The organism is Bergeyella anatis, from assembly GCF_036016955.1.
In the GTDB taxonomy this organism is placed as follows: domain Bacteria; phylum Bacteroidota; class Bacteroidia; order Flavobacteriales; family Weeksellaceae; genus JAYWXI01.
On record NZ_JAYWXI010000017.1, the window covers coordinates 1 to 13,344 of the forward strand.

Sequence of the window (13,344 nt, forward strand, 5' to 3'; positions counted from 1 at the left end):
TTCAGAGTGAGAGAAAGGGGGACATTGTCTCTCTTTCCTCTCTGAAAAATAAATGTTTTTATTGCTTATTATCCGCACCCAAAAAGTTGCATTTATAAGTTGAATTCAAGATGTCTATATTAATAATATTTGCAATTTATAATTTCGGATATGCGTTTGGAAAAATTCTTTATAGAATACAAAACTAAAATAAAAACATGGCTTCGATTGAACAAAGTTGGAGACTAAATCCACTTCAATTCTGTATCTTCGCAAATATTTAAATAGACGGGGAGGTGGACATAAAGGCAGTAATGCTCTGAAAATCTCGGTCAAGACCGATTAAGTTCGTGAAAATAGACCACTACGGTTAGTCTATTTATTAAGAGGGTCTACAAAATAGCCCCTCTTATTTTTTTGCTCCCATGACCTTGGAAACTTTACTATAACCTGCCGTCGAGTTACAGAAATCAAACGACTACTTTTGGATATAAATAGCCCTTTTACGCTATTATCATTCTCAAAAAAACGTTCCTTTTTTAGCCCAATATCACCTTATTATCAATATCGCTTGTAAAAGAACAAAAAATCCTTATTTTTGGAAACGGAACGTTATCGAATAGGCCTCTATTTTAAGCTCCGAACCTCATTCATGGAGCGGTGCCTGAAATGCTCTTCCATTATTGACTTACTATGAAAAAGAAAACAATCTTCCTTTACCTTCCCTGCCTGATTTTGCTATGGCATTGCGAAGCGCCCACTCCTCAAAAAAGTGCGCCCGCCCAACCCACGAATCTGTCAAAATCCTCCTTACTATGGAAGGGAAAACTTATTCTCGGGCACGAAACCGCTTCTTTTTCCCCCTGCGGCTCTACCTCTGCGTATTGGATTATCGATGAATCTTCAACACTGGATTCTCTTTACGCTCAGGCTAACCGAAACGCCTCTTCGCCCTACCCTGAAACCTACTGCGAAGTTATTGCGGAAGAGCACCCCAAAGCCGAAGAAGGCTTTGCTGCCGATTACGACGGCACTCTGAAAGTAAAAAAAGTCCTGAAAGTAGCCCCTTGGACGTCCACGAATTCTTGTCGGTAATTTCTAAGCAAAAGCTGCTTCATGAGATCCATCCTTGAAAAAATCATTCTATTGGTTGTCTTTTTGACACCAGGGTATTTCGGTATTCAGAGTCTACTGAGCTCCTTTCAGAGCGATTATTTCCAAATCCCCGACTTTATCTTTGGGGCATTCCTTTGCTTCCCGCTCTTTCTTTATGGGCTCTCTATTTTATTTCCTTTAAATCTAACCAACATTAATGTAGATCTGACCTACAAAGACCTCAAACAACACTCTTCTTCCGGTTTGGCCAAATACCTCTCTGTCTTTTTCAGTTTTTTATCCTTATCCATCGGGATTGGCGAACGCAACGAAAATCAAACCATCCAAAACCAAAAGGATTTTGCCACCGTACCGATCACCCTAACCGAAGCGCCCCGAATAAAAGGTAAAATAAAGTCGTTAGCCCCCTTAAAATCGAAAGAATACCCCGACTACCAGTTTAACCTCCCCAGTTTTTACCAAGACTATTTTGATAGCAACGCATTCAAGAGCGAAACTAAAATGCCCGCCACCCTTTATCTCACCATAAGCCGAAACGATTATTTAAAGAAAATAAAGAAAACAAAGGAGCCTTCCTTCCTCGAAAAACATTTTGGATGGCGCTTCATCAATGTTTACGGCCTAAGTTCATCCACAAAAACCTTCTACGACCTGAGTTCAATCGGCAATTACCGAAGTTCCCTGAAAAAAGGTCAAAAATTCTACTGGCTATTGGCTGCCGCCTTACTTGCCATCGCTTTCTATTTGAAAATCAAAGACCGAACCCCTGCCCCCAAAATTCACCGCCTCAACCCCTAAATTTACACTGCAAAAAAGCGCGGCCTTCCCAAGGGAAGGCCGCGCTACTTTCTAAATACCCCTTTCGGGACGGGTTTTATTGACGGTCTGCTGCCGCCGCTTTTACCGTTTTTGAAGGAAGGTAGATGTTAAATCCTACCTGAGCCCCTACGTTAGCCGTGTTTCCTGCTCCCGTAATAGTATTGAGTTTCAACATACCCTCCACCGATACGTTTTGCGTGATGAAGTAAGCATAACCTGCCCCTGCACCAAGTTTAACGCCATTGGCATTGCTTCCTCCAGAGGCGCTACTGTTGTTTCCACCGAAACCTGCACTACCTTCTGCGAAGAAAGCACCGTTGTTCAACATGCTGTTGATTTCGCTATTGGTGAAGTAGTATCTCGCAAACGGTGCGATCGCCCAGTTCGTTTGGCTTACGGAACTTCCGTTTGGTTTATCCACGGACAATTCCACCCCGGCACCAACCACAAACCGGTCGCTCACGAAATAACCGGCTTTCGGCGTTAGGGAAAGGCTCAATCCGTTGGTGAACTGCATGTCGGCCAAGCTGGAACCCACCATCCAGTTTCCTTCCTGAAGTTGCGCATTAGCCATTCCAAAAAGCCCGATAGCGGACGCTAATAAAATCTTTTTCATAATAAAATCGTTTATAGTTAGTTTTCGGATAAAAGACCTGCAATTTTCACACCCAAAGTCCTTTTCAAAGCGATTTTATCGAAATTATGTAAAACGAAAAGAAAATCCTGAAAACCCACCGAAAGCCGATTTCCTCACCCTTCTTTTGCCTGCAAATCTTCCGCTAATACCTCGCAAGCCTCATCCAACAACCGGTAAACCATTTCAAACGCTTCCATCCCGTCATAATAAGGATCCGGAACTTCACAGGGCCCCGTACCCCCGGCAGCCTTCAGAATCAGTTGCACCTTAAGGCGTTGCTCTTCGCTAGCAGCCATCTTACAAGCCTCCCTGAAGTTTTGCTCGTCCATGCAGTAAATCACATCAAAAACTTCAAAATCCCTCGGCGTTATCGGCCTGGAACGATGGGCGCTCAAATCAATCCCGTGCCTTTCCGCCGTTTGAATGGAACGACGATCAGCCGGCTTTCCTTCGTGAAAGGACAAAAGCCCCGCACTGTCCACCAGGAAACCCTCTCCCAGCTTCGCTCTCAGAATCCCTTCCGCCAAAGGACTTCGGCAAATATTCCCCAAACATAACATTAGTATTTTCATCGCATTTGTTTTTAGGTTAAAAAAAAACGCCCGAAGAGATCGTTCGATTTCCTTCGGGGCGGTTCTTATTTTATCGCATTCTGCTGATTTTACTTTTTTATTCTTTCGGAGAGTTCCTTTACATACTTCTTCACCTCCTTATCCACTTTGGCCACATCCCTAATGGTATCGCAGGCGTACATGACCGTAGAGTGGTCTTTCCCTCCCATTTCCTCGCCGATTTTGGAAAACGTGGCATTGGTAAACTCCTTAGAAAAATACATGGCCAACTGTCTTGGCAGCGCAATATCCCTTTTTCTCGAGCGGGAAAGCAACTGATCCCGATTAATCCCGAAATATTCGCAAACCACCTCCTGGATGTACGGAATATTGATGATTTTTTTCTGAGTGGAAGCAATCTTGTTAATGGTTTCCTTGAGCAGCTCAAGACTTAAATCCGATTTGTAAATTGTAGAGTAAGCAATCACCGAATTAATCACCCCGATCAGTTCCCTGACGTTGGAATTCACTTCACCAGCCAAATAATCGACCATATCGTCCGTCAAGACAATACCATCCCGACTGAGCTTGTCCACGATAATTTTTCTTCTCGTATCGAAATCCGGTGCTTTAACCTCCGCCGAAAGCCCCCATTTAAAACGAGAAACAATCCGCTCCTGAATATCCTGAATATCCACCGGAGCCTTATCGGAAGTCAAAACAATCTGTTTGCCGTTTTGGTGAAGGTAGTCGAAGATATGGAAAAAACTATCCTGAGTCGCCGCCTTTCCAGAAAGAAACTGGATGTCGTCAATAATCAAAACATCCACCATTTGGTAGTAATTCTGAAAATCCGTTTTGTTCTGAGCCTTGGCCGCCGAAACAAACTGCTGGATAAACTTCTCCGAAGATAAGTAAAGCACTACTTTGTCGGGAAAATTATTTTTGACCTCCAACCCGATGGCATGAGCCAAATGCGTTTTTCCGACCCCCACACCGCCATGAACAAAAAGCGGATTGAACGCCGTTGCCCCCGGACGCTTGGCAATGGATTTCGCCACGGTGGACGCAAATTTATTACTCTCACCTTCCACAAAATTATCAAACGAAAGATGCGGAATAAGGTTGGACTCGATATTCACCTTCTTAATCCCCGGAGCCACCATAGGATTAACCAATTTCCGAGCGGCCGGCATCGCTTCCTGCACCTTAGGCGCCGGAACCGAATTCCCCCGAACCTTCTGAACGATCGGTTGCTCCTTCCCCGAAGGTTTGTTCTCCATGACGGAGTACCAAAGCTTAACCCCTTTGCCGATGTTTTTTCTCAGTGCCGCAGAAAGCAGAGACAAGTAATTATCCTCAATGTATTCCTTGTAAAAATCACTCGGAACCAAAAGCGTAAGGTTATGATTAACCAATGACAAAGGTTCAACCTTATCAAAAAGCAAGTCAAAAGATTTTTCCAGCTTTTTAAGATCGTCATTATCCTCGGCTGCATTGAGGTTATCCCTCATAAACCGAAGACACTTTTCCCATATCAATGATAAATCTTGATCCATAAATTCTGACGTAAAAAGGGTTATTTGAAGTACTGCTTTTAGGCAGCAAACGGAAGGCAAAGATGAACATTTTTATTACTAAAAAAAAGTTTCAAGCACCTTGATTTTTAAAAAATATATTCGTATGTTGGGACTAAATTAAAACAAAATGATACATACAAAACACTCAATAAGAGTACGTTATGCAGAAACCGACCCAATGAAATACGTCTACTACGGCCACTACGCCCAGTACCTTGAGGTCGCCCGAGTAGAGCTGTTCCGAAGCCTGGGGATTTCCTACGACGAAATCGAAAAACAAGGGGTATGGCTCCCCGTTTCGGAATACCAAATCAAATACTTAAAACCCGCCCGATACGACCAACTTTTAGAGATCCACACCCGCATCCGAACCAAGCCCGGCGTGCGAATAACCTTCGACTATGAAATCTTTAACGAAGAACGGGAAAAACTAACCGAAGCCCAGGTAACTCTCTATTTTTTCGATGCGGAAAAACAAAAAATCATCCGTTGTCCGACATTTTTGAACCAACTGATCGAAAAACATTGGAAAGAAGAGTAACCGTTGCCTTCTAAGTCTTTTTTTGATACTTTCGCTTTTTTAACCGTTCAAAATCCAAAAAAACAATGAATATACTGCTGGCCTCCACCTCAACACTCTATGGAGAAAACTACTTGGAATACCTCACCGAAGAACTCCGATCGCTCTTTTCAGGACTCGAAGAAATTTTGTTTATCCCTTACGCCCGCCCCTCAGGCCTTTCCCACGATGATTACACGACCAAAGTCCGCGAGGCTTTCCAAACCTTAGGCCTTCGCGTGAATGGACTTCACCAATACAGCAATCCTCAAAAAGCCATACAAGAAGCCCAAGGTTACTTTACGGGAGGCGGCAACACGTTCCTTTTAGTCAAAACCCTCCACGAAAAACAACTCATGCCCCTACTGGCCCAACAAGTCAAAAACGGCAAACCTTACTTGGGATGCAGCGCAGGAAGCAATATCGGCGGAGTAAACATGAAAACCACCAACGACATGCCCATCGTCTATCCTCCTAGTTTCGATTGCATGGCTCTGGTTCCCTTCAACCTGAATCCGCACTACCTTGACCCTCAGCCGGAATTAAAGCACAACGGCGAAACCCGCGAAACCCGAATTAAGGAATTCCTAACCCAAAACGACACCAAAGTCATCGGCCTGAGAGAAGGAAACTGGATTCGGAGAAAAGGCGACCTCATCACCGTAGAAGGCCGCCATTCCACAAGAGTTTTCGAAAAAGACCGCCCGCCGTACGAAGTAGAACCCGGCAGCCGGTTGTAAGAAAAAAAACTCCGCATCAAGAGCGGAGTTTTTTCATTCGTATTTATTTTTCCATTTTCGTTGCAGTTCTTCCTTAATTTTTTTCTCGGTCGCATTCGTTCCCGGACGGTAAAGCGTCGTCCCAGAAAGCGACTCGGGCAGATATTCCTGCTCGACAAAATGATTCTCATAATGGTGAGCGTAACGATACCCCTTCCCATAATCCAACGATTCCATTAACTTGGTAGGCGCATTACGCAATGGCAATGGCACCGGCAAATTCCCCGTACGCTTCACCAAATCCAAAGCCGAATTAATCGCTTCGTAAGCCGTATTCGATTTGGGAGATACCGCCAAATAAATAGCCGTTTCACTTAAAATAATCCGCGCCTCAGGGTAGCCGATAACATTCACAGCCTGAAAGCATTGATTAGCCACCGTCAAAGCATTCGGGTTTGCCAAACCAATATCTTCCGCCGCAGAAATGAGCATCCGCCGCGCAATGAATTTGACATCCTCTCCCCCCGCAATCATGCGCGCCAGCCAATACACCGCCCCGTTAGGATCGCTTCCCCTTATGGATTTAATAAACGCCGACACAATGTCATAATGCTGCTCCCCATTTTTATCATATACCGGCATCACCTCCTGAAGCACCGCCATCACCTCCTGATCGGTAATCGTACGGGTATCAGACCCCAAATATTGCCCCAAAACCAACTCTACCGAATTAATCAGCTTCCGGGCATCCCCGCCCGAATACTGAATCAATGCTCCTTTGTCTTTCAGAACAAAAGAAGTCCCTTCGTTTTCGTTAAATTTTTCGGACGCAATAGTACAAAGCGCTTCCAATTTTTCGTAACTCAGCGGCTTAAGCACATAAACCTGAGCACGCGAAAGCAAAGCCGAAACCACCTCAAAACTCGGATTCTCGGTCGTCGCCCCCACCAACACAATCCATCCCTTCTCCACCGCATGAAGAAGAGAGTCCTGCTGGGATTTATTAAACCGATGAATCTCGTCGATAAACAAAATCGGCGACTTGCCGGAAAACAAATTCTGACGTTTCGCCTCCTCTATCACCTCCCGCACGTCTTTCACCCCGCTGGAAACCGCCGACAATTTGAAAAACTTCCGCCCCGAATGTTCGGAAATAATCTCCGCCAACGTAGTCTTCCCCGTTCCCGGAGGCCCCCAAAAAATAAGGGAATTAAGCGTATCGTTTTCGAGCATCCTGCGCACGGTCCCCTGGGGCCCCGTAAGATGCTCCTGCCCCAAAACCTCATCCAAAGTGTGAGGCCGGAGCTGCTCGGCTAAAGGTATTTGACGACTCAAAAATTTATCTTTTAAAAAGCAAAGGTAAGAAATCTGCAATTTCAGAAAAAAATCCCAAATTTATACCTACTTTTGCATAGCTTTGAATACGTTAATCCATAAAATATTAACTTTTCCGCTAATCGTATTGATAAAATTTTACCAGTACGCCATTTCGCCTTGGCTGGGAAAAAACTGCCGATATACCCCCACCTGCTCCCACTACATGCTGGGAGCCCTGGAGCAGCACGGCTTCTTCCGAGGCGTTTGGCTGGGATTAAAAAGAATTTCCCGATGCCATCCTTGGGGCGCCAGCGGGTACGACCCCGTCCCCAGTTGGAAAACGGACTCCCCAGCCCAAACTTCCACTGAAAAAACTTCATCTAATTCAAATTCATAAACGATTTATGCATTCTTTTCTTTTTAAAATCTATTTGTTTTTTTTGGCCGTCACCGTTCAGTCTCTGATCGCTCAAAATTACCCGGACGGCCTATCCGACGGAACGCTGAAAATAGACAACACCTCCGTTCCCGTTAAAATATTCGCCACGACTTCGCCACAAAATTTCGTGGACTTCGGCTCGGTCGAACCCCAGCACAACACCTTGGTTATCCTAAATCCCACATTGAAAGAATACCCTCAAAACCAAATGTTCGGAGGCTATTTCGAATTAGGCTACCAACTTTTGAACAAAGACTTCCAGCCGGTAACCTCTACCAACGAAGCCAAATACCTCTACCGCCCCTTAGCCGCAGCAGAGGCCCTATCCCCCCGACACAACGTCTCTCTAAACACTACCTTCAAGATTTGGGATCCTTCCACGGGAATCAATATGGGCTTTATTACCCTGCACTATTACAGTCTGATGTTTATTTTTGCTTTCGGATTGGGCTACCTCATCATGGCGCAAATGTTCCGCATCGATCAGGTTAATGCCAAATACCTCGAACCCCTGTTCACCTGGACGCTCATCGGCACCATTTTCGGAGCCCGTATAGGCCACGTGGTTTTCTATCAACCGGAACTCTTCCGACAAGATTTTTGGTCGGTTTTTCTACCCATCCAAACCCAACCGGAATTCAAATTCACCGGTTTTTCAGGATTAGCCAGCCACGGCGCAACCATTGCGCTGATCCTAACGACGCTCTATTATTCCTTTAAAATCATCAGAAAAAATCCCCTTTGGGTCTACGACCGACTGGGAATCGTAGTAGCTTTAGGCGGCGCTTTCGTACGAATGGGAAACTTTTTCAACTCCGAAATCATTGGTAAACCCGCCCCTCAGGACTCGCCTTTCGCCGTACTATTCCCCCAAATGAGCAGCGAATACGGCCTTACCATTCCAAGGTTTCCAACCCAGCTTTTTGAAGCCTTCGGCTACCTGATGCTCTTCATCCTACTATGGACCCTCTACCGCTACACCCGAAAAAAATACCAACAAGGTTGGCTCTTCGGCCTATTCTTCGTCCTGCTATGGTCCATCCGATTAACCGTAGAATTCTTTAAAGAACCCCAAGGCGACGAATTCATCCAAATCGCAGGATTGAACACCGGCCAAGTGCTATCTCTTCCGTTCATCCTCGCCGGATTGGTTATCATGCTCTATTCCTCAAAATTCAAAATCACCCCGGCAGAAAACGCCAAACCCGAATAAAAAGAAGCCTTCACTTTGAAAAGTGAAGGCTTTTTAATACTCTATCTGCCCAATTCATTGAATCCAACAAAAAAGAGAGCCCGATAAAATCAGACGCTCCCTTAGTATTAAATACCCAAAAGGACTGCCCCTTCGGACGCCCTCAAAGGCTCGTTTATTTGTTTTTCAACAAATCGCGAATCTCCGCCAACAATTCCTCTTGAGAAGGCCCGGCAGGAGCAGCCTCCGCAGGTTTATTAACCTTATTAGCCACCTTAACCAACCAAAACACCACAAAAGCAATCGCAAAAAAGCTGATAACCGCCGCAAGGAATTTACCCCAAAGCACTCCGTCTACCGACCAGTTCTCCAGTTTGTCCACTCCTGCCGCTTTCATCACAGGGTTAAGCAATAATGGCGTAATCACATCCTCTACCAAAGAAGAAACAATTTTACCAAAAGCCGCACCGATGATCACACCGACAGCCAAATCAATAACGTTACCTTTGAACGCAAAAGCTTTAAATTCTTTTACAAATCCCATAATTTATGTTTTTATAATTCGTTGCAAAAGTAATCTATTTTTACATGCCAACCCCTCCTTTTTCACTAAAAAATACCAGCCACCCCTAATTCACCAACCAGCCCCAAAGGCCATTCCATTGATTTACTACCAATTAGCCCACCCTAAAATCATCAAAGATTAACTTCGATTTGCTTTCCCCCGCCAAACGCCGTACTTTTGACTTCACAAACCAAAATCGCCCCCATGAAATTAGAACACATCGGTATCGCCGTCAAAGCCCTGAATATCTCCGACCGGCTGTTTGAAAAGCTTTTAGGCCAAACCAACTACAAACAAGAAACCGTGGAAAGCGAAGGCGTAACCACTTCTTTCTATAAAACCGGAAGCCCCAAAATCGAACTACTGGAAGCCCACACCCCCGAAAGCCCCATCGCCAAATTCATCGAAAAAAAAGGAGAAGGCATCCATCATTTAGCATTTAGCGTTACCGACCTTCACGCCGAAATAAAACGACTGAAAAACGAAGGCTTCCAGTTCATCAACGAAATCCCCAAACCTGGCGCCGACAATAAACTCGTGGTATTTCTCCATCCAAAATCCACCAACGGCGTCCTAGTAGAACTATGCCAAGAAAACAAATAATTTTTTTGTAAAAAAATAAAAATTACTATCTTTGCAATCCAATTGATCGAGCATCGCTCGGCAGGTCCTATAGCTCAGTTGGTTAGAGCACCTGACTCATAATCAGGTGGTCCTTGGTTCGAGCCCAAGTGGGACCACAAAATGCCTCCTAAACGGGGGCATTTTTTGTTTCCGTTCATTTTTCATTATACATTTTCAACTCTAAATCAAGTGCCTCTAAAAATTTAATAGAGCTGGTCAGCATTAGGTAAAAACTTTCCACTTTCTCGTCTTTGGATGGCGTTTCTAGCATATCCTATCCTATTAGCACGCTCTTCTTGCGTCCAACCTATTGAATTCGAGCCGTTTGTATTATTTCTGCTATCCTTAGGTGTTTTGTTATGTCTTTCTCCATCACTATTCAATAATATAAATGAAATCTATCACAATAACTAAACGCGTTCTATTTAATTCCATTTCAACAAATTTTCTACCCTTTAAAATAAACCTATTAAAAAAAATAGAAATCCACATTTTCAGAATTACTTTTCAATTTATACCATTGACGAGAAATTACCCGACAAAATGCCCTTCCTACCAGTCTTTAAACTTATTGACCAAATATCCAAAACTAATCGTTTTATTAATCTCATCGTGCGAAACCAATAGATAATACCACGGTTTACCACCGTTTTCTAAATTATATTCGGTCGCATATTTACAGTAGGTTTTTGCGGCATCAGCTTTCTGTAATACATCCGAATCTTGCATTTTATTTTTAGATTTTGACTCTATCATATAAATTGCATCTTCGGTTTCAACTACAAAATCGGGTTCGTAACGTTTGGAATTGTTATCCCAATAAATACGGAATTGATTACTTGCAGGCCTTAACCACTTTACTACAGTGTTGTCATTTTCAAGTACAAATGCTAATTCTTTTTCTGTGTTAGAATCAAACTTGTATTCAAAATGACACGCTTTTTCAAAACCCATAAATACATACTTTGACACTAAACTAACAGGTGAAATTGCATCTCTATAATCTTTAAAACCATTAGATGCTAACGCCGAAAAATTATGTGATTCTATTTTAGTAAATGGTAATACGTTTGGTTTTTCGTAATTGCTGTATTCAAGTTTAAAATGATTTTTCATTTGAAGGTAGATACGATCTGCAATGGTTTTCTTAAACTGAAAAACCGCTTTCTTCATCTCTTTTTCATCAGCATTACTCGCTTCTATTGCACTATAGGCTTGTTTTGCCAGTTTATATAATAGCTCTGCATTATCATCATAATCTACATCCGAATTATTCAATAATTCCGCAATGATATTATTGATAGGATTACCATAATTACCACTTGATATAGCACGTAAACTTTCTACTTCTGCTTGATTGGCTAAACTCACACGTATGATTTCATCTTCTAAAGCTTTGAACTGAAACACTGAAGTATCTAAATCAAAATCTTCAAAATAGGCATGAGCATCCCCTTGGACTAAGTCCATACGAGGAATTTCGATGATTTGCTTTTTGTAATTAGAAACTACTGTATCATATATTGTTTCAGCGTCCTTTACAATATCATCTGCAAATAAATTCCCTTGCCCTTGATTGAGTGTTTCTTTTATTTGCTCTATAACTTTGGCTTTAGCCTCAGGTTTAGCAAAATCTTCAACTTTCTTTATCTCAGGAATTTTATTTAATGTAGGTAATACAGAAATAATTGCTTTTTTAGCATCAACTTGATTTTGTGCTGTTTGTTTTTGTTGAACATCTACAATAGCATCAACCTTTGCTTGCTCCACTTCAATTTCTTTATCTGCTTTAGATACAGAAGTCGTTGCAATTGTTCTTTCTTTTACCTGCTCTTCATCGTACTCTACAAAAGACATTTTGTTTAATAAAGAATCTGGATTTTGAGCTTCAGCAATTGCTGAATCGAAATTATCGTGTGCTATTATCGTTAATTTATCAATATTAGCTTCGCCTGTACGCTTACCACCAAAAGGCAAACGCAACCCACGACCAATCGTTTGCTCGATTAATACGGTTGCATTTGCCGCTCGTAATGGTACGATAGTATATAAGTTGGAAACATCCCAACCTTCTTTTAGCATATTAACGTGAATAACAATTTCTATCTCGTTATCTGGATTTTCTAACGAAACGAAAAGCCGCTCTATTTCTTCATCTTTTTTAGTAGAAGAATCGATTTGTAAAACTTTACCGATGTATTGTCCTTCGTAAAAAGTAGTTGAGTTGATATAATCATAAACCGCTTTAGCATGTGTAATATCTTTACAAACAACTAAAACGAAAGGTTTTACTACTTTTTGATCATTGTTGAGTGCGTATAGTTCTAAATCCGTTTTGGTTTGTTGGTGAATAGAAATGGCATCTTCCAACTTCACTTGTTCTATTTCTTCGGTACTTTTCCCTTTTGGATCGAAGTTTTTACGTTTAGCAATAGTAGGATTTTTCACATACAACCCATCGGCTAACGCTTTCGCTAAAGTATATTCGTAAACGATGTTTTTAAAAGGTTTTCCTTTTTCATCTGTTGGCGTAGCAGTTAATTCGATACCCAATACAGGATTTAATTCATCAATCGCTTTTTTAGAAGCATCTGCATGGTAACGATGCGCTTCATCCATTAACACCACCAAATCATCCAAAGACGATAAATACTGCCAATACGATTCGCCTAAGTATTCGGATAAACGTTTCATTTTCGGAGCCAAAGAAACCCCTCCTTTTTTTTGCCCTTTATTGTCCGAGTTGAATTTAGAAATATTGAAAATATTGATACGAACTTCTGATTCGCTAAACAAAGCCCCTTGCTGTGCATAATTATCTCCTGTAATAATTACTGGTCGATTGTGTACAAATTCTGAAATTCCATTGAATACATATTTACTGTACGCCGGGTCTCCAAAATCTTTGATTAGTTTTTCGTAAATAGTTAAGTTGGGTGCAAGAATAAAGAAGTTCTTAACGCCTTTGGCCAAATACAAATAGGTAATGATAGCGCCCATCAAACGGGTTTTACCCACCCCCGTAGCTATATTGTGAGTGATGGAAGGAAAGGCACGTTGAAAATCCGTACAAGAAGGATACAAACCTTTGATGACTTGTAAATCTTCCTGAACAGTAGTGTTTCTTTTCGATTTCCGTAGTGGAATATGCTCTGCGATCGTTGCCGTAGCGTCTAACGCTTCTGCCAATGGCAAACGCAACGATAAACGCTGTTTTATTTGGTTAATCGTATTTTGATTCATAGTT

At 42.4% G+C, this 13,344-nt stretch carries 13 protein-coding genes and 1 tRNA gene; 8 read left to right on the forward strand and 6 right to left on the reverse strand.

The features are described from left to right. Positions 1–672: 672 nt before the first annotated feature. Positions 673–1,074, forward strand: a complete 402-nt coding sequence (locus VQ048_RS10430; protein ID WP_327611633.1) for a COG3650 family protein — start codon at positions 673–675, stop codon at positions 1,072–1,074. 21 nt (positions 1,075–1,095) lie between these two features. Continuing rightward, entirely contained in the window at positions 1,096–1,893 is a 798-nt protein-coding gene (locus tag VQ048_RS10435) for a hypothetical protein (protein WP_327611634.1), read from the forward strand. A 76-nt stretch (positions 1,894–1,969) separates the two neighbouring features. Here the strand turns inward: VQ048_RS10435 and VQ048_RS10440 are convergent, their stop codons facing one another. The 3 genes from VQ048_RS10440 to dnaA form a co-directional block, all read right to left on the reverse strand. Continuing rightward, on the reverse strand, positions 1,970–2,530 hold the full coding sequence (locus VQ048_RS10440; RefSeq protein ID WP_327611635.1) for a hypothetical protein: 561 nt from the start codon (positions 2,528–2,530) through the stop codon (positions 1,970–1,972). 134 nt (positions 2,531–2,664) lie between these two features. Further along, positions 2,665–3,123: a low molecular weight protein-tyrosine-phosphatase gene (locus tag VQ048_RS10445; protein WP_327611636.1), complete on the reverse strand. Its 459-nt coding sequence runs from the start codon at positions 3,121–3,123 to the stop codon at positions 2,665–2,667. Positions 3,124–3,212: 89 nt separating this feature from the next. Continuing rightward, positions 3,213–4,661 (reverse strand): chromosomal replication initiator protein DnaA, encoded by a 1,449-nt coding sequence (gene dnaA, locus VQ048_RS10450; protein ID WP_327611637.1) that lies wholly within the window; start codon positions 4,659–4,661, stop codon positions 3,213–3,215. A gap of 148 nt (positions 4,662–4,809) precedes the next feature. Between dnaA and VQ048_RS10455 the strand changes: the two genes are divergently transcribed. Continuing rightward, positions 4,810–5,223, forward strand: a complete 414-nt coding sequence (locus VQ048_RS10455) for an acyl-CoA thioesterase (protein WP_327611638.1) — start codon at positions 4,810–4,812, stop codon at positions 5,221–5,223. A gap of 65 nt (positions 5,224–5,288) precedes the next feature. Next, entirely contained in the window at positions 5,289–5,981 is a 693-nt protein-coding gene (gene pepE, locus VQ048_RS10460) for a dipeptidase PepE (RefSeq protein ID WP_327611639.1), read from the forward strand. 33 nt (positions 5,982–6,014) lie between these two features. On the opposite strand, the gene VQ048_RS10465 is transcribed toward pepE, so the two are convergent. Beyond that, the gene (locus VQ048_RS10465; RefSeq protein ID WP_327611640.1) at positions 6,015–7,295 is read right to left on the reverse strand and encodes a replication-associated recombination protein A; all 1,281 of its coding nucleotides are present in this window, start codon (positions 7,293–7,295) and stop codon (positions 6,015–6,017) included. A gap of 94 nt (positions 7,296–7,389) precedes the next feature. Here VQ048_RS10465 and yidD point away from each other — a divergent pair, with 94 nt between their 5' ends. Continuing rightward, complete coding sequence (gene yidD / locus VQ048_RS10470) at positions 7,390–7,674, forward strand: membrane protein insertion efficiency factor YidD (RefSeq protein WP_442872821.1); 285 nt, start codon at positions 7,390–7,392, stop codon at positions 7,672–7,674. 406 nt (positions 7,675–8,080) lie between these two features. Then, positions 8,081–8,929: a prolipoprotein diacylglyceryl transferase gene (gene lgt / locus VQ048_RS10475; RefSeq protein ID WP_327611659.1), complete on the forward strand. Its 849-nt coding sequence runs from the start codon at positions 8,081–8,083 to the stop codon at positions 8,927–8,929. Between the two features lie 154 nt (positions 8,930–9,083). On the opposite strand, the gene mscL is transcribed toward lgt, so the two are convergent. After that, complete coding sequence (gene mscL / locus VQ048_RS10480) at positions 9,084–9,452, reverse strand: large conductance mechanosensitive channel protein MscL (RefSeq protein WP_327611642.1); 369 nt, start codon at positions 9,450–9,452, stop codon at positions 9,084–9,086. 225 nt (positions 9,453–9,677) lie between these two features. Here mscL and mce point away from each other — a divergent pair, with 225 nt between their 5' ends. Both mce and VQ048_RS10490 read left to right on the forward strand, forming a co-directional pair. Then, on the forward strand, positions 9,678–10,076 hold the full coding sequence (gene mce / locus VQ048_RS10485) for a methylmalonyl-CoA epimerase (protein WP_327611643.1): 399 nt from the start codon (positions 9,678–9,680) through the stop codon (positions 10,074–10,076). Between the two features lie 63 nt (positions 10,077–10,139). Continuing rightward, positions 10,140–10,213 (forward strand) — tRNA-Ile (locus VQ048_RS10490). Positions 10,214–10,649: 436 nt separating this feature from the next. On the opposite strand, the gene VQ048_RS10495 is transcribed toward VQ048_RS10490, so the two are convergent. Continuing rightward, positions 10,650–13,340, reverse strand: coding sequence for a DEAD/DEAH box helicase (locus VQ048_RS10495; protein WP_327611644.1), 2,691 nt, complete (start codon positions 13,338–13,340; stop codon positions 10,650–10,652). Positions 13,341–13,344: the final 4 nt, after the last annotated feature.